Raw genomic sequence first — 17,589 nt, 5'->3', positions numbered from 1 at the left:
ATCCCCACTATGGGGTGGTGAACACGCTTGCGACCTTGATGGATGAGGGGCCGGATGTCGGGGTCCCGCCGGCAGCGGATGCCGGGCGGCGCAACATGGTACTGCTGGTACAGTTGCGCTGGCTGGCCGTCGGGGGACAGCTTGCGACGATCATCGCGGTACATTCGGGTATGGGCGTTCCCCTGCCGCTCGTCCCGCTGATCGCTGCGCTTGGCTGGCTGGTCGCTATCAACCTTGTGACGATGGCGGTGCTTCGACGACGCCAGACCGTGTCGCAGCCGGAATTGTTCGGCGTCCTTCTCTTCGATGTCACGGCGCTGACCTGGCAACTGCAATTCACTGGCGGGCTGGCGAACCCCTTTGCCTCGCTGTTCCTGCTTCAGGTGGTGATCGGTGCGATGATCCTTCGCCCGGCATCCTCATGGGCGCTGGTGGCCGCCACGCTGATCGCGCTTGGTTTGCTGACCATCGATGCGGTCCCGCTCGCCCTGCCTGCGCCCTATGCCAGCGATCCGCTGACCCTGTATCTGGCGGGCAGCTTCGTCTGCTTCGTGCTGATCGCTGTCCTGCTGACCGCGTTCGTGACTCGCATCGCCCGCAACCTGCGCCAGCGGGATGCCGCGCTGGCAGCAATCCGCCAGCGCGCGGCAGAGGAGGATCATATCGTCCGGATGGGCCTGCTTGCCTCTGGCGCGGCGCATGAACTCGGCACCCCGCTGGCGACCCTGTCGGTCCTGCTCGGCGATCTGAAGTCCATGCCGCGATTGAATGACGAGCATGAGATCCGGGACGATCTGGACGACATGGAATCGGCGGTTCAGCGGTGCAAGGCGATCGTCAGCGGCATCCTGATGTCGGCGGGCGAGGCGCGTGGCGAGACCATCGAGCGGACGACGGTCCACGCATTCCTGGCCGGGATCGTCCATGATTGGCAGGGGACGCGCGGCCTTGAACAGCTGGATTTCGACAATCGCTTCGGGCCGGACATGGCGATCCTGGCCGATCCGGCGCTGCGTCAGGTGATCGGCACGGTCATCGACAACGCAGCGGAGGTATCGCCGCACTGGGTCGGCGTCCGGGCGGACCGCGATGGCGACACGCTGGTCCTGACCGTCCGGGACCGTGGCCCCGGCTTTCCCGCCGACATGATCCAGGGGTTCGGGCGGCCGTATCGTTCGACCAAGGAACGGCCCGGCGCGGGGCTTGGCCTGTTCCTGCTGGTCAATGTGGTGCGCAAGCTGGGCGGAGAGGCGATGGGCGACAATCCGCCCGGTGGGGGTGCGCAGGTAACGGTGCGCTTGCCGCTGTCGGCGCTTGCCCTGCCGGATCGGGGGGCGCGCGGATGAGCGCCGAACGCACGCTGTTGATTGTCGAGGACGATCCCGATTTCGCCCGCACGCTGCGCCGGTCGTTCGAGCGGCGCGGCTATCGCGTGCTGTCCGCCGACGGGCATGACGCGCTGGCCGCGCTGCTGGATGGCGGGGAGCGGCCCAGCCATGCGGTCGTCGATCTGAAGCTGGCGGGCGGCGCATCTGGCCTGGCCTGTGTCCAGACGCTGCGCTCGGCCCTGCCCGATGCGCGGATCGTTGTCCTGACCGGCTTTGCCAGCATCGCCACGGCGGTGGAGGCAATCAAGCTGGGGGCCGATCATTACCTCGCCAAGCCGTCGAATACCGACGATATCGAGGCGGCGTTTGCCCGCACATCCGGGGATGCCGATGCACCGGTCGATGGTCGGCAATCCTCAATCAAGACGGTGGAATGGGAACATATCCACCAGACCCTGGTCGAAACGGACTTCAACATTTCCGAGGCGGCCCGGCGGCTGGGGATGCACCGGCGGACGCTCGCCCGGAAACTGGAAAAGCGGCAGCTGCGCTGACCGGCCGACCCGGACGGGCCGACCGGTCAGCACGCGGGTTCAGCGCGCCCCGCGCGATGCCGTTGCTGCCTTTACCGCCGCGCTAGGCCAGGTCACCGGCTGCTGCGTCTGCGGGTTGAACACTCCGCCCGGATACTGCGCCGCCTTGGCCGCAGCAATTTCCGCCGCGGTCAGCGCCTCGCTCGGCTGCAGCTCCAGCACGTCCAGACCGCGCGTGATCTCGGTTCCGTAGATGTGGCCGTTATACCAGTAGGCGGACCAGAAGCCGCCCAGCACCAGCTGCTGCTTGTCGATCGCGCCCCGGTCGAAATACGCGATTTCCCTTGGCGCGGTGCTGTCGGTGAAATCGATCACCGAAATCCCGCCCTGATACCATGCCTGGACAAAGATATCGCGGCCCGGCACCGGCACGATTGATCCGTTATGGGCGACGCAATTTTCCTTTTCGCCCTGCGGCGCGGGCAGCTTGAACGTGCCCCGCCGGACCAGCTTGTTGTCGATAATGTCGTAGATCGCGTCGGCACCGTAATTGACCGGATCATAGGTGCGGCAGCGCGGCCGTGCGCCCCCGCCCCATTCGTCGGTAAAGATTACCTTTGTCCCGTCATTGTTGAACGTCGCGGAATGCCAATATGCAAAGCCCGGATCGGTCACCGCGTCGATCCGCTTGGGCTTCATCGGATCGGAGATGTCGAGGAGGATGCCGTTGCCCGAACAGGCACCTGCCGCGATCTTGCGTGACGGAAACACCGTAATGTCGTGGCACTGGTCGGTGCGACTGGTATCCTGTGTCCCGTCGCCATGGTCGCCGCCGCGCCACAGGCCCGCAATCTGGCCGGTGCCCTCATCGGCGAAGACGCGGGGCCGGTCGACGATCCGCGCTGCCGCCGGATTGGCGACCGGGATTTCGACGACGTCGATGCTGAACAATGCAGTGCGGTTGTCCCCCGGCACATCGCCGATGCACCCGGCCAGTTCGCGTTCGTCACGCACCGATGCCGTGCCGCTGTTATACACAACGATCCGCTTGTCATCGGCCGAAACGATGGAGTGAGTGTGGCTGCCGCGACAGGTTTGCACCTGTCCCACCTGAACCGGCTGGGCCGGGTTCGCGATATCGAAGATGCGCAGGCCCCGGAACCGTTCCGGGCTGGCATCGCCCTCCACCCCCTGAAGCCCGCAATCCACGCGGCCGCGGGTCTGTTCGACCGACATGACCAGCAGTTTGCCGACGATGGAAATGTCCCCCTGTCCGCCCGGACATACCACCGAACTCAACAGCGCCGGCTTGCCGTCCTTGGCCAGGCGATAGACGTTGAAGCCGTGATAATTGCCGGTCACCATCAGGTCGCCGGAAAAGGCGATATCGGTGTTCCAGAAGCTGAGCAGCGAGGAGCGCGATCCGAACTGCGTCCCCTCCTGTCCTTCCTCGTCCTCGCCCGGCTTGGCGTCCTTCGGCTTGGCCGATGGCACGGGCGGGGCAAGCGCCGCAGGATTGGCGGGATCGAAAAATCCAGCAGGCTTGGGCAGCGACGCCACCAGCCGGATGTTCTTTGCCGCCACCCCGGCATCGGTCAGCCCGGCGCTGAGCGTCGCACGCGGATCGTCGGACAGCTTGGCCAGCATCCCGCCCATCCGGTTGATCTCGCTCTGCTGTTCGCCGCGCACATCATTGATGAACTCGAACAAGGCCGGATCATAGGCAGAGCCGGGCTGGTCCAGAAGATCGCGGACCATCGCCACCGCGCCTTCATGATGCGCGATCATCAGCGTCAGGAACTGGCGGTCGAACTCCGTCCCCTTTGCCGCGGCCAGCGCCCTCATCTGTTCCGGCGTGGCCATCCCCTTCATGGCCCCATGCCCGGCCATGCTGTGGTTGCCCATGGTGTGGCCGGCCATGTTGTGTCCGGCGTGCGCGCTGTGATCCATCCCGCCGCCTGCTGCCGCGTCGACGCCCCGCGCCTTCAGCCAATCGCGCATGAAGCTGATCTCGTCCGCCTGCGACGCGCGGATGCGGTCGGCGGCCTTGCGCACATCGGGATTGTTGGTCCGCCCTTCGACCAGCGCAGCCATCTCCCCCGCCTGCTGATGATGCGGGATCATGCCCTGCATGAACGCGACATCGGCCGGGGAAAAGGTGGTGGCCGCGATCTTCGTCGCCTCACTGGCGGTCAGCGCACGGGTCGGCTTGCCGGGCGCGCCGGGTTGAACGATCCGCGCATCCTGCGCCATCGCTGCCCCGGTCCCTGTCAGGGCAAGGACCGTCAGGCTGCCGGTGCGCAGCAGCGTGGCAATGCTGTTCATGTAAAACTCCCATGCGATGAATGGATGGCCATGCCGATGCAGCCTAATGGCCAGCTGCCCGGATGAAAGCGAAAAATCACCGGCCCCGACGGTGTCCGACCGGTCAGCCGCCCCCGCCATCGCCATGGTTTTCCGATCGTCTGCGCGGAGCATAGCAGCGCCGCCCGTCAATGGTGCGATAGGGCCGGTCGCTCCTGCGCCACTCCTCTGCCTCGATCATGTCCATGTGGCGCGCCAGATTCGCCATCCGCCATCCGCCGAACAGGGCGGCATCGCCATGGCGAGCATCCGGCCCGCCCTTGCCCGAACCCGCCCGGCTCCACCCGTTCACTTGCTCCAGCGCGGGGAGCATCACCGGTGGCTCGTGCGGGGCCAGGCCCTCGCCCGACCGGCACTGCGCAAGGTTATCCGCCTGTACTTCGGCGGCGCGCGCGGCATCGATGGCCCGCACGATTGCAATGCGTGCCCGGCTGCGTTCCGCCGTCTCGCCCCGCCGCCAGCTCAGATCGGGCCGCTCGTCCAGAAACCGCGCCTCCTTCTGATGCAGGTACATGAGCTGCAATGCCTGCGCCGCCGTCATCGCCGGAACCGGCGGGGCATCATTGTGCCGCCATCCGTCATGGGCATGGGCCGCGGGATCGCAACTACCCAGCAATGCCATCTCCAGCCGCTCATATCCCCTGGCCAGCGCCTGGGCATATTCGCGGGCAAAGGCCGGATCGCGCTGGCGGCGGCGATAAAATGCCGCCGGGCTTGCCCCCGCCGCCCTTGCCGACAAGGTCACATTGGCAGTAGCCGACAGCGCCAGCAGGAACGCCTGCTCCGCCTGCGCCGTCAGCTTGTTGGGATGCGCGCCGCGTACCTGCAACCGGCCGTTCCGGGTCATCACCACGATCGGCTCGCCGCCCCGCGTACGTCGTTCGTCCGCCCGCGCGGCACAATCATCGCCCTTGCCCGCCGGAGCCACCGGCCTTTTCCGCCCGCCCTCGCGATGAAAGCGCGCATCCGCAGCCGCCACCGCCGCATCCCAGCTCCGCGCAAAGTCCGGATGCGCGCCCCGCCGGGTCATCATCGTCGAAAAAGCCCGCCCGATCCCCCGCGCCGCCGCCCGCGCATTCCCGCCATCGGCAAGCAGCCTCAGGAACGCCCGGTTCTCATGGATTTGCTCACGGGTCAGCGGCCTGGCCATGTTCCCGGTTTGATCCGGGAAATCCTACATTGCAACCCGATCTCGCGCGTGCTTTGCTGTGCAGCAGTTGATCAGGATTGACTGGGTTACGGGCGACCATCGTGCGGTGAGGGGAACAAGGCAACTGCCATCGAACACTGGAATATGGCCTGCGGTTTCCTCGGCGTGACTTGGAAACCGTCCTTTCAACGTCGGGTCAGGAATGATAACTGCATATCATGCAATGAAAGGTGCTGCCGAATGCGATGGACAGTAGCTGGGTGCGCGCTCTGGACGACGCTTTTATTCTGTTCGGCCCCTGGCATAGCCGCCACACCGGCAGAACAGACGTCCTTTGCCGAAATCGTCAACGATTGGACGCCGCTTTCGCCGCGTATGGAATGCATGGACTTTTTGGGCACCAAGGGTGCGGGGAGGTATAAAGTACGCGATCCTGAATATCGCTATTCGCTAAACCCCAATTCGATTGATCGAGGTTCAACTGTTATGGAACGTTCGATCGCAGCCTACGCCGAGCAGGAACCGGACATTGCGTTACCCTTTGAAAGACGAATAAACTTTTGGGCGAATAATATTAGCGCGATAGCTGCAGATCCGCTGCCGGATGTCAGGGTGCTTCGATCACTGCTTGACCGCCTGAACGCTGTTCCGACGCCGGACAGAGGCCAGAGCCGTTTCAAGAACGTCATCGCCACAGCAACGATCCGGCGGGAATGCATCAACGCGTTTTTGGGCGCAGCATATGGCCTGGGCGATGCCGACGTCGAAAATCGTTATGCGCGGGCCGTCGCCGCTTGGCAGCGGGATGGATTCACGACCTACTATCCCAAAACGCTTGTCAACTTGAACTATTTGGCAACGCGTATCGCTCTGTCTCGCGGCGATAATCCGACCGCATTTCGCTATGCAACGGACCCGGTCATGATGTGGGCTGTCCAGATGGGTCGCCCCTATGCACCCAAATGGGTGGCAACGTTTCATACCTTCGGAATCGGAACGCCACGCTCGCCGGCAAAGGCGCTGGCCGTCTATCAAATGAGTAACATGCCAGATGACAGGATCGACGCGGCTCTCATCAAGGCGAATATGGGACAACACAGCACTGCGCTGAACGAGCTTCGTGAAATAGCTCAAGACGAAAAAACGTCCCGCGAAGGTAAAAGAGCACTCCGGATCTATACTGAATTGGGCGGTGCGCCTATTGCCACCCCTACAAAGCCGGGCTTTCTGGAATTGATTCTTGCCATACCGGTTGCAATCGTAGCGGTGTGCGTAGAACATCCAATCTGGTGCTCCGCGAATAATAATTCGGGTGGCAGCCAGGGATCAAGCTCACCAATCGGCGGACCATATCCCGGACAATGGCAAAATCTGGGAGAGGCCCTTGACGCGATGAATGATGTCGAACGGCTTGGGGTTTGAATTATCGGACGAGATGATGAAAACGCTGCGCAGCTTTATGATGTCTGGACCGCTGCGTAGGTTCAACGATCAGCTTTGGCGTCGGAGTCCCTGACCTTTCAGGGCCTGCGTGAATCAGCGCCCATTGGATTAACGCCGCCCAAACCGTCTTCAATCCGTCGCACAGCCGGGCTAGCCCGTTCCGCAGTGATTCCCCGCTTTCCGGAGCCTGTACCCATGTCCGATCGTATCCGCAGCCATCGCCTGGACCTGTCCCGTCGCCATATCCTGCGCGGGTTTGGCGGTGCCGCCATCGCCGCGGGGTTCCTGCCCGCGACGCGCCCTGCCCTGGCGCAGGCGGTGTTCGCCACAAACCCGTTCCAGCTTGGCGTTGCGTCCGGCGATCCTGCGGCGGATGGGTTCGTCATCTGGACCCGGCTTGCGCCGGAGCCGATGGAAATCGGCCATGGCATGCCCGGCGCGCCGGTCGAGGTGACGTGGGAAGTGGCCGAAGATCGCGGCTTTGCCACCGTCGCGCAAAAGGGCACGGCCGTTGCCCGGCCGGAACTTGGCCATTCGGTGCATGTCGAACTGACCGGGCTGAAGCCAGACCGTCCCTATTGGTACCGCTTCGCCGCCGGGCGGGAACGCAGCGGCACGGGCATGGCGCGGACCACCCCGGCGGCAGGCGCGCCGCTGGCTCGCGCCCGGTTCGCCGTGGTGGGGTGCCAAAGCTATGAGGCAGGATATTTCACCGCCCATCGCCGCATGGCGGAGACGAGCCCCGATTTCGTCTTCTGCTATGGCGACTATATCTATGAAGGGCGCGGCAACCGGTTGCGCAACGGGCCGGACGGCGTTTACGAAAATGTCCGTCAGCATTTCGGGCAGGAAATCTATACGCTGGAGGATTATCGCCGGCGGTACGCCCAGTACAAGATGGACTCCGATCTGCAGACGGCCCACGCCGCCGCGCCGTGGTTCGTCACCTGGGACGATCATGAGATCGACAATAACTGGGTCGCCGAGATGGAGCAGGACGGGACCGATCCGCGCATCTTTGCCCTGCGCCGTCAGGCCGCGGCTCAGGCCTATTACGAGCATATGCCGCTGCGTGCCGCGTCGCTGCCGGTGGGGGTGCAGATGCAGATTTTCCGTCGTGCGACTTATGGCAACCTGCTCGACCTCAACCTGCTCGACACCCGCCAGTTCCGCAGCGACCAGCCGTGCAATGATCGCTGGAACACGCCGTGCGATCAGGTGAACCTGCGCGATGCAGAGGTGCTGGGCAAGCGGCAGCACGACTGGCTGATGGCCAATATGCGCGGGTCCGATGCCCGGTGGCAGGTGCTGGCGCAGCAGGTGATGGTGATGGACCTGGATCGCAATCCGGGGGCGGACACCGTCTATAACCTCGACACCTGGGCCGGATATCGCGTGCCGCGCGAACGGCTGTTGTCGGGCATCAAGGCGCTGGGCCGCCGGAACACGGTGATCCTGACCGGCGACGAGCATCAGAATTATGCCGGAGAGGTTCAGGTCGACGGAAAACGGCCAGCAAACGATCCCGTGGCGGTCGAATTCGTCGCGACGTCCATCACCAGCGGCGGCGACGGTCAGGATCAGCGTGCGGAAACCGCCGCCATCCAAGCCGCCGACCCGCAACTGAAATTCCACAACGATCAGCGCGGGTTCCTGCTCTGCGACGTGACGCCCGACACGTGGCGCACCGATTACATGGTGCTGGACAAGGTGAGCGTGGCCGGCGGCGCGGCGCGGGTGCGGACCAGCATCACCGTCGAACGCGGCAATCCGCGGCTGTCCATCGCCTGATTTCCGCCCGTCCCCTTGCGCGCCGGGGGCATTTGCGCTAGGCGCGCGCCCTTCCACTGGGGCAACCCCGCTGGAAATCCGTGCGGGAGGCATCCGGGCAACCGGGGCCGCGAATACCGCTAAACTTGAACCGGGCGCGGCCGTTCGCGGCGTGCCCCGCAACAGAGTGAGAGAGAATGGCCAAGAAGATTACTGGCTATATCAAGCTGCAGGTGGCGGCCGGTGCCGCCAACCCGTCGCCGCCGATCGGCCCTGCGCTGGGTCAGCGCGGCGTGAACATCATGGAATTCTGCAAGGCGTTCAACGCGGCGACCGGCGACCTGGAAAAGGGTATGCCGATCCCGACGATCATCACCGTCTATGCCGACCGGTCGTTCAGCTTTGAAACCAAGACCCCGCCCGCGACCTTCCTCATCAAGAAGGCGCTGAACCTGAAGTCCGGTTCCAAGGAACCCGGCAAGGTCCGCGCCGGCACGATCAAGCGCAGCCAGCTGAGCGAGATCGCCCAGGTGAAGATGAAGGATCTGAACGCCAACGATATCGATGCGGCGACCCGCATCATCGAAGGCAGTGCCCGCGCGATGGGCGTCGAAGTGGTGGAGGGCTGATCCGATGGCAAAGCTGAGCAAGAAGCAGAAGGCGCTGTCGATCGACGCTGAAAAGCTGCACGGCGTGGACGAGGCAATCGCGCTGGTGAAGTCCAACGCGACCGCCAAGTTCGACGAAACCATCGAAGTCGCCATCAACCTGGGTGTCGATCCGCGCCACGCCGACCAGATGGTCCGCGGCGTCGTGAACCTGCCCAAGGGTACCGGCAAGACCGTTCGCGTCGGCGTGTTCGCCCGCGGCGCGAAGGCCGAGGAAGCCAAGGCCGCCGGTGCCGACGTCGTCGGTGCCGAAGACCTGATGGAGCTGGTTCAGGGCGGCACGATCGAGTTCGACCGCTGCATCGCGACGCCCGACATGATGGGCATCGTCGGTCGCCTGGGCAAGGTGCTGGGCCCCAAGGGCCTGATGCCGAACCCCAAGCTGGGCACCGTGACCATGGACGTGACCAAGGCGGTGACCGACGCCAAGTCGGGTCAGGTCGAATATCGCGTCGAAAAGGCCGGCATCATCCACAGCGGCATCGGCAAGGCGAGCTTCCCCGCGGAAGACCTGCGCGCCAATTTCGATGCGCTGGTCGATGCGCTGGTCAAGTCGAAGCCGTCGGGCGCGAAGGGCAAGTATGTCCGCAAGATCGCGCTGTCGTCGTCGATGGGCCCGGGCGTGAAGGTCGACGTGGCCGAAGTCGCCACCGCCTGATCGTTCAGCGATCAACAATTCAGGAAAGGCCGGGTCAACGCCCGGCCTTTTTTGTTGCGCGCTGCCCCGCTGGCCCGGATCCGTGCCGCAGCTATTGACCGGATAGGCCATGGCTATTTGCCGGGCGCAAATGCAGTGATACGATATCGCTAACAACGATAAAGCGTGGAGAGCCCGTGATGCGCCTGTCCCTTCGCCTGCTGCTTGGCCTTTCCGCGCTTGCGCTTCCCAGCGTTGCCTTTGCCCAGGCCGGGATACCCGATACCGTCCCGCATCCCGATGACATTGTGGTCGAGGGCGTCAGCGGGCAGGCCAAGCGCCGTGCCGAGGTTCAAATGAGCGACTGGCGGGTCGCCCGCAGCCGGCATTTCGCGATCTTTTCAAGGGTCGAGGAGGCCAAGTTGAAGGGTCTGGCCGAAAACCTGGAGCGCCTGCATTTCCTGCTCTCGCTGACGTTCAACCGGTTCGACACCGATCAGGAACCCGTCCCGCTGGCCATCACGCTGTACGGGGACGAGGCGGATTTCAAAAACCTCGATCTGGTCAGTCACCGTTGGCAGCAGGGGCCCTATGCCCGGGCATTCCCGTCTGCCCTTTACTATGACCCGCGCGATGATGGCGCGGTGCTGGCCACGACCGGTGCCAATCAGGTCGTGATGGTTCGGCCCGGCGTGCAGCTTCAATCGCTGGGCGGCCTGGCGGCATCGGAGCCGACGGCCCCCGGCCAGCAGGCACAGGTCGGCAACCGGTTCGCTGATCAGGGCGGCGCAGCGACGCAGACCAGTGTCGGCGAGGTATCGAGCGCGATGACGGTCGAAGGCCGCGTCTATGCCGCCTATGCCCGCCACTTCCTGATGACCTATTTTCCGGTCGCCTATCCGCGATGGTATCTGGACGGGTTCGGCGAGATTTTCGCCGACTTTCACGTCGCCGCCGATGGCGCGCTGGTTTATGGCCAGCGCCCGCCAAATTATCGGGAGGTGATCGAAGAGCTTGGCCCCTATCCGCTCGGCAAGGTGCTGGACGGAAGCTATCTGACCGACCGAAAGACGCGCTGGTCGCCGTACCGGGCCTGGGCGCTGTCGCACATGCTGTTTTTCAACGAACAGTGGAAGGCACCGCTGCTCAATTACCTGGCCGCCTATCAGCGCGGACAGGATCATGCCGAGGCGGCACGCGCGCTGGGCGATGAAGACGCGCTGCGCAAGGCACTGGCCGAATACAGGGGATCCAAGGTCCCTTATGAAAAGGTATCCGTCCCCGCCGGACAGTTTCAGCCGGCAAAGGCATGGCGGCTGACCGAGGATGAGGCCGCATCCATCCTTGGTCGCCTCAAAATGGGGGCGGACATCACCCTGCCCCCGCCGCCCAGCCCCGGCCTGGACCCGGAAACCGCAGCCGACATGACCCGGGCGCGGGAGCAGGCGATGGCCCGGCGCAGTGCTTGGCTGATGGATGCACGCGCAACCGCCGAACGGTATCCCAAGCAGCTGGTCGCGCAGCTGTTGCTGGCGGAGGGGGAATGCCGGATTGACGCATCCGCCCCCGGCTGCACCGCGGCCGCGGACCGCGCGCTGGCCATTGCGCCCAACAACGCTCACGCGCTGGGGTGGAAGGGCATGGCCCTGAACGGTCAGGCAAGCATAGCCCCCGCCGGGCGGCGCGAACAGCTGGCCGAAGAAGCGCGCCGCACCATCGTTCGCGCCAACAAGGCATCGACCGAAGATACCCTGCCACTGCTGGGCTATTATCGCAGCTATGCCGAACTGGGCGTCGAAGCCCCGGAAATCGCGCTGCTTGGCCTGGTCAAGGCGAACAGCCGCGTGCCGCAATCGCCGGAAATCAAGCTGATGCTGGGCGAGGCGCTGGCCAACCGGGGTCAGGGCGATGCCGCGCGGCTGATGCTGCAACCCGTGGCGAACGGCGCCTATGTCACGCCCGAACAGCCAAAGGCGAAGGCGTTGATCGACCGGATCGGCGGGACAACAGTCGCCCGCTGACCCGCTGCACCCTCCAGATATAAACGCGTGATCCGGATTATTCCCGGAGCACTACCCTTGCCTGTGCGTTAATTGCGGATACACGGCGTCTGCCTCTTTAGCGGCAGGCATTGCGCCGTTATAACTGCGGCTTGGAAGGGTGGAAGCTGGTGAAGCGTATTGGCATGACCTCGATTGAACGACTGATCTTCTGCATTGCCGCGACCGGCATTGCCGCGCCCGCCATGGCGCAGGTAACGCCCCCACCCGTTGTCCGCACCACACCAGTGCCCGCGCCCGTCGTGCAGCCATTGCCCGGTCAGATCAACGAGCCGTTGCCTGTGCTGTCCGATGCGCAGAAAAAGCAGTTGGGCCAGTTGCTGCGTCAGGCATCGTCGGCACAGGGCCTTCGCCGTATCGACAGCGAAATGCCGCTGCCTACGGACAATGACGGGCTGGTGCGTGCCGCGCTGGATTACGCCCGTGCGGTGAACAATGGCCGGCTGGCGGAAGAGGATTTCGCCGGCGACTGGGGGATGCGGCCCCCGGCCTATGACCCCTTCCCCGCGTTCAAGAAGGCGGTAGCCGACAATCGCCTGAGCGCGTGGATCGCGACGCTGCCGCCGCCATGGACGGGGTATGAATCCCTGCGCGAGGGATTGGAAAAATATCGGCAGATCGAGGCGCTGGGCGGCTGGGCCACGCTGGCGGCGGGACCGGACATGGGCATCGGTGCCAGCGGTCCGCGCGTCGTGGCGCTTCGCAAGCGGCTGGCGGCAGAGGACATGCTGGTCAAGCTGGAGGGCAACAAGTTCGACGCAGAGCTGGAGGTCGCGGTCAAGCGGGCGCAGAAACGCTATGGCTTGAACCAGAGCGGGCTGGTGTCGACGCAGACGCTGGCGGCGCTGAACGTGCCCGTGCGCGAGCGCATCCGCCAGATCATGGCGAACATGGAGCGGTGGCGCTGGCTGCCCGCACAGCTGCCGCCCAAGCGCATTCAGGTGAATGTGGCGACGGCTCAGCTGACCGTGTTCGAAGGGGACAGCCCCGTCGCGTCTATGAAGGTCGTCACGGGCGCGCCGACCACGGCGACGCCGATGTTGTCATCGACCATACATTCGATCGTGCTCAATCCGCCATGGAACGTGCCGTCCAGCATCGCGAACGGCGAATTATGGCCCAAGGAACGGTCCAGCCCTGGCTATCTGCGGCGCAACGGGTTCAGGGTGATCGAGACGGAAGGCGGCGGCAAGCGGCTGCAACAGGCCGCGGGTCCGCAAAGCGCGCTTGGCCGGTTTAAGTTCGATTTCGACAATCAATATGCGGTGTATCTGCACGATACGCCCAGCCAGTCGACCTTTACCCGGTTTGACCGGCTGGCCAGCCATGGCTGCGTCCGGTTGGCCAAACCGCGCGAGCTGGCCGACCTGTTGCTGGCCACCAGCCCGGAATGGACGCAGGAAAAGATCGACGAAACGCTGGCCAGCGGCAAGACGGTGCGCGCCGCCCTGCCCGAGCCGGTGGCGGTCTATCTGCTGTACTGGACCGCTTTTGCGTCGAGCGACGGCAGTGTCAGCTTTCGCGGAGATCCCTATGGCTGGGACAAGCAGCTGGCGGAAAAGATCGAGACACGGGCCGACAAGGCCCAGTTTGCAGCGCGTTGAGCGGGGATGAGGGACATGAAGGCAATGATGATGCGCAGCCGGATGCTTGCGCTGGTCGCACCGCTGGCGCTGATCGTCGGCTGCTCCGGCGGGGATGAGCCGCCGCCGCCGGAACCGGCCAATGACTATGACATGGAATTGATCAACGAGCCTGCACCGCCGCCGGTTGAGGCGCCTGCGCCGGCACCGACGGCCGAGCCAGCGCCACCGCCCGTTGCGCCGGAATCGGATTTCCGCGATTCCCAGCAGGTGCAGGAAGATGCCGAGGCGACGGGGATGACCAGCCGGATCGACCGGTCCGCGCCGCCCGCGGGCGAGGGAGAACCGCCGGTCGTCGACGATGCCGAGCCCAAGGATCAGTAACGCCATCCTCGCTGCCATTCAGGAACCGGAACGGCAGCGCAACGTTCAAGGGACATGAACGCCGATACTTCCACCGCCACCGTCCCCGCCGTTCGGCGGCCGGGACGGGCGCTGCGCATTGCCGTCATCCTTGCGGCTGTGCTGATCGTCCTGCTCGCCATGCTGGCTGTGGCTGCGGCGATGATGCCGGTCAGCTGGGCGCGCGAGCGGATCGAGGCTGCACTGAGCGAGCGCGTCGGCGCGCCCGTGAACCTTGGCAGCGTGGAGCGGGTGGAGGTCTTTTCATACTCCCCCACCATCGTGCTGCGTGACCTGCGCATGGCTCAGCCGGACTGGGCCGGGCCCGGCGATCTGCTGACCGTGCGCGAGGTGCGGATGCGGGTGCCGGTTCTGCCCGCAATCTTCCGGCAATCGATCGAGCCGGGCGGCATCGTGATCCGCGGCATGACCGCCAATCTGGTGCGGACAGCCGAGGGCCGGTGGAACTGGCGCCGCGAAACCAAGGCGCCGGACGAGGGGCAGGACAATGATCGCGGGATGGGCATTGCCGGGCTGACGATCGAGGATAGCCGCTTCACGCTGAAGGAAGCCAAGCGCAAGCTGGTGCTGGCCGGTGCGATGTCGGCTGATGCGCGCCAGGGGGTGCGGATCGGCGGCACGGGGACGTTCGACGGATCGCCTGCCCGGCTGCAGCTGAACGGCGCGCCGGTGACCAGCACGGGCGGCGACGCGCCCTACCCCTTCACGCTTGATTTTGCCTCGCCGCTGCTGACCATGACGGCAAAGGGCGCGATGCGCGGGGCGCTGAACGTGCGGGACATGCGGCTGGCAATGGCGGCCAAGGCTCCGTCGCTTGCCCGGCTGGATGACCTTATCCAGGCAGGCCTGTTCGGGACAGCGCCCATCGACCTGAAGGCAGAAGTGCGCCGCGATGGCCGCGACTGGTTTATCGAGCGGATGTCCGGTTCGATCGGCCGGTCGCAGCTGGTCGGGCGGATGGACGTGCTGAAGCGCGATGGCCGGACCAAGATCGATGGCGACATGCAGTTTTCGCAGTTCGATTTCGACGACCTGTCCGATGCCAAGGGCAAGGCGCGTGCCGCCGCGCGCGAGGCGGTGATCGGCGAGCGCGTCCTGCCCGACACCCGGATCAACCTTGCCAAGATCGGCCCCACCGACGGCACGCTGCGCGTCAAGGCGCAGCGGCTGCTGTTCGGTCAGACCACCACGTTCCGGACCCTTGCAGGTACCATCACGCTGGAGGGCAAGAAGCTGACGATCAGCGATATCCGGTCGGAACTGGTGCAGGGGGTGATGACCGGGCGGATGACCGTCGATCATCGAACCGGGGCAAAGCCGATGCTGAACATCGACCTGATGGTTCAGGGCGGCCGGCTGGGGCCGCTGGTCAATGCCGCCGACCGGTTCGATGCGCCCTATCGCGCGCGGATCGTGCTGGGCGGGCGCGGCGATACCATCCGCGAGGCGCTGTCCCGTGCCGATGGCCATGCCGGGATCGTCGCGGTCAACGGCAAGGTGGACCGGGTCGTCGCCGCTGTGCTTGGCCAGGATCTGGGCCGGACGGTCAAGGCGGCGGTCAGCGACCCGGATGCACAGGTGCCGCTGCGCTGTATCGCGGTGGGGTTCGAGGCGGACAAGGGCCGCCTGACCGCCACGCCCTTTGTCATCGACACCGACATCAGTCGCAGTCGCGGCGTCGGCATCATCGACCTGGATAGCGAGCGGATCGCGTTGACCATCGGCGGCGCATCAAAGCGCAAGGGCGGGCTGCGCATCATGGAGCCGATCCGGATCAACGGCACCATGAGCCGGCCGTCGGTCAGCGTGGCGGGGTTCAACAATCCGCCGAACACGGGCGACGTGATCGGCGCGGTCGTGGGGTCGATCGGCGGTGCGCTTGGCCTGCGCAAGAAGGAAGGCCCGGTGGTCAACGGGACCGGCGCGGTCGATTGCTCCGGCATGGCGCGGTCGATTCTGCGCGCCACCAAATAAGGATCAGCGTGTCAGGGCGGCGACGTCCGACCTGTCAATGGTCAGCGTTTCGTCGCTGGGCGGCGGCGGCAGGTCGGCGCCATGTTCCTGCGCGGCATAAACCTGCCGCATCCAGTTGCGCGTCACCGTTACCCGGTCGCCCACGCGCATCTTGTTGAACAGCGTCTGGGCGAACTCGTCCGGCACGCCGATGCAACCATGGGTCGCATAGCGCGGATCGACATCGCTGCTGTGGATCGCAACCCAGCTGCGCGTCAGCTGCAGCGACCAGGGCATCGGCGCGTCATATTTGATCGAATGCTTGTTCGCGACCTTTGCCAGCACGGGAAACGTGCCCAGCGGGGTCGGCTTTTCATCCGAGCCATAAACCAGGGTCGAGCGGCCGATTTCGACCCCGCCCTGATAGACATACAGCATCTGGGCCGAGATATCGACCACGACCCAGCGGGCGGCAGCGGCATCCGCGCCGGTTTCGTCCCACGCGAACTCACCCGGATTGAGCGGGGCGTCCAGCTCCATCACCAGCGACACAGGCTCGCTGGCCCGGGCCAGCACGGGTGCGGTCAGCAGCGCGACACTGAGCGCCAGCAGGAGCCAACGCACGAATGTGCCCCGGGGCAATTGGTTAATGCGGGTGATCAGTTGCTGTGCCATGGGCGCTATATCTTACGCTTTGGCCATCAGGAAAAGCCCGGATTTCGGCGTGTTCCGCGCCGGGACAAAAGCCGCGGCGTTAACGATGAACAGGGTTAACGGGACCAGGCAGCCGCGTTCGGACACGGGATGTCCGGCCATGCTTGCTTGACAGATCGTCCGGTTTCGCTATGGGCCTGACGCTCCGGCACGGGCTTGCCCGGACCGGAAACCGTCCGAGACAGCGGGTGGTGGGATTTGCCCACCTTAATCTCCCGCCAAGACGGGGACAGACATTACCGCTCGGCCCGCCAATGCGGCGCGTCGGGTGCAGCCAGTCGGTTGTGCTGGCCGCGAACCCCCTGCCCCCTTTGGACGAACACCCCCGGCCCGCTGTGCGGAACCGGGATTTCCCCGCGTCATGGCCCCGTTGCCATGGCGCAGTTTTGAGGAGAATGGCATGGATCGTTCGCAGAAGGCCGATGCCGTTGCCGAGCTGAACCGCACCTTTTCGGAGGTCGGCGTCGTGGTGGTCACCCGCAATCTGGGCATGACCGTCGCGCAGTCGACGAACCTTCGCAACAAGATGCGCGACGCCGGCGCGAGCTACAAGGTCTCGAAGAACCGTCTCGCCAAGATCGCGCTCGAGGGCACCGAGTATGCCGGCATTGCCGACCTGCTCACCGGCCCGACCGCGCTGGCCACATCGACCGATCCCGTTGCCGCCGCCAAGGTGGCCGTGGATTTCGCCAAGACGAACGACAAGCTCGAGATCGTCGGCGGCGCGATGGGCAGCACGGTGCTCGACGCGGAAGGCATCAAGGCGCTTGCCTCGATGCCGTCGCTGGATGAACTGCGCGCCAAGCTGATCGGCCTGATCCAGGCCCCGGCACAGAAGCTCGCAAGCATCACCCAGGCGCCGGCCGGGCAGCTCGCCCGTGTCTTCAAGGCCTATAGCGAGAAGGAAGCCGCGTAATCCACGCGGCCTTCGATACCGGAATATACCGACTTTAACCCGATTGA

At 65.0% G+C, this 17,589-nt stretch carries 14 protein-coding genes; 11 read left to right on the top strand and 3 right to left on the bottom strand.

The window, feature by feature from the left end; genetic code table 11:
- Nucleotides 1-38 precede the first annotated feature (38 nt).
- Nucleotides 39-1,346: an ATP-binding protein gene (locus ACNI3Q_RS02655; protein WP_426274185.1), complete on the top strand. Its 1,308-nt coding sequence runs from the start codon at nt 39-41 to the stop codon at nt 1,344-1,346.
- On the top strand, nt 1,343-1,882 hold the full coding sequence (locus ACNI3Q_RS02650) for a response regulator transcription factor (protein WP_426273878.1): 540 nt from the start codon (nt 1,343-1,345) through the stop codon (nt 1,880-1,882). The genes ACNI3Q_RS02655 and ACNI3Q_RS02650 overlap by 4 nt, the downstream gene beginning before the upstream one ends.
- A 39-nt stretch (nt 1,883-1,921) precedes the next feature.
- On the opposite strand, the gene ACNI3Q_RS02645 is transcribed toward ACNI3Q_RS02650, so the two are convergent.
- Together ACNI3Q_RS02645 and ACNI3Q_RS02640 are read right to left on the bottom strand one after the other, a co-directional pair.
- Nucleotides 1,922-4,186, bottom strand: coding sequence for a DUF305 domain-containing protein (locus tag ACNI3Q_RS02645; RefSeq protein ID WP_426273877.1), 2,265 nt, complete (start codon nt 4,184-4,186; stop codon nt 1,922-1,924).
- A gap of 103 nt (nt 4,187-4,289) precedes the next feature.
- Nucleotides 4,290-5,375, bottom strand: a complete 1,086-nt coding sequence (locus ACNI3Q_RS02640; protein ID WP_426273876.1) for a hypothetical protein — start codon at nt 5,373-5,375, stop codon at nt 4,290-4,292.
- 384 nt (nt 5,376-5,759) lie between these two features.
- Here ACNI3Q_RS02640 and ACNI3Q_RS02635 point away from each other — a divergent pair, with 384 nt between their 5' ends.
- From ACNI3Q_RS02635 to ACNI3Q_RS02600, 8 genes are all read left to right on the top strand, one after another.
- Nucleotides 5,760-6,797 carry a hypothetical protein gene (locus ACNI3Q_RS02635; protein WP_426273875.1) on the top strand — a complete coding sequence of 346 codons (1,038 nt, stop codon included), beginning with the start codon at nt 5,760-5,762 and terminating at the stop codon, nt 6,795-6,797.
- A gap of 216 nt (nt 6,798-7,013) precedes the next feature.
- Complete coding sequence (locus tag ACNI3Q_RS02630; protein WP_426273874.1) at nt 7,014-8,609, top strand: alkaline phosphatase D family protein; 1,596 nt, start codon at nt 7,014-7,016, stop codon at nt 8,607-8,609.
- Between the two features lie 176 nt (nt 8,610-8,785).
- Entirely contained in the window at nt 8,786-9,217 is a 432-nt protein-coding gene (gene rplK / locus ACNI3Q_RS02625; RefSeq protein WP_260019413.1) for a 50S ribosomal protein L11, read from the top strand.
- A gap of 4 nt (nt 9,218-9,221) precedes the next feature.
- On the top strand, nt 9,222-9,914 hold the full coding sequence (gene rplA, locus ACNI3Q_RS02620) for a 50S ribosomal protein L1 (RefSeq protein ID WP_260019412.1): 693 nt from the start codon (nt 9,222-9,224) through the stop codon (nt 9,912-9,914).
- 179 nt (nt 9,915-10,093) lie between these two features.
- The gene (locus ACNI3Q_RS02615) at nt 10,094-11,914 is read left to right on the top strand and encodes a hypothetical protein (protein WP_426273873.1); all 1,821 of its coding nucleotides are present in this window, start codon (nt 10,094-10,096) and stop codon (nt 11,912-11,914) included.
- 164 nt (nt 11,915-12,078) lie between these two features.
- Nucleotides 12,079-13,557, top strand: a complete 1,479-nt coding sequence (locus ACNI3Q_RS02610; protein ID WP_426273872.1) for a L,D-transpeptidase family protein — start codon at nt 12,079-12,081, stop codon at nt 13,555-13,557.
- Nucleotides 13,558-13,572: 15 nt separating this feature from the next.
- On the top strand, nt 13,573-13,920 hold the full coding sequence (locus ACNI3Q_RS02605) for a hypothetical protein (RefSeq protein ID WP_426273871.1): 348 nt from the start codon (nt 13,573-13,575) through the stop codon (nt 13,918-13,920).
- A 54-nt stretch (nt 13,921-13,974) separates the two neighbouring features.
- The gene (locus tag ACNI3Q_RS02600) at nt 13,975-15,933 is read left to right on the top strand and encodes an AsmA family protein (protein WP_426273870.1); all 1,959 of its coding nucleotides are present in this window, start codon (nt 13,975-13,977) and stop codon (nt 15,931-15,933) included.
- A gap of 3 nt (nt 15,934-15,936) precedes the next feature.
- On the opposite strand, the gene ACNI3Q_RS02595 is transcribed toward ACNI3Q_RS02600, so the two are convergent.
- Nucleotides 15,937-16,536 (bottom strand): L,D-transpeptidase, encoded by a 600-nt coding sequence (locus tag ACNI3Q_RS02595; protein WP_426273869.1) that lies wholly within the window; start codon nt 16,534-16,536, stop codon nt 15,937-15,939.
- 490 nt (nt 16,537-17,026) lie between these two features.
- On the opposite strand from ACNI3Q_RS02595, the gene rplJ reads away from it, so the two are divergent.
- Nucleotides 17,027-17,542: a 50S ribosomal protein L10 gene (rplJ, locus tag ACNI3Q_RS02590; RefSeq protein ID WP_260019407.1), complete on the top strand. Its 516-nt coding sequence runs from the start codon at nt 17,027-17,029 to the stop codon at nt 17,540-17,542.
- Nucleotides 17,543-17,589: the final 47 nt, after the last annotated feature.

It is taken from the genome of Sphingomonas eleionomae, from assembly GCF_049889035.1.
GTDB lineage: Bacteria > Pseudomonadota > Alphaproteobacteria > Sphingomonadales > Sphingomonadaceae > Sphingomonas.
Note: the sequence above shows the minus strand (reverse complement) of the source record. Positions and strands in the feature narration are given on the sequence as shown.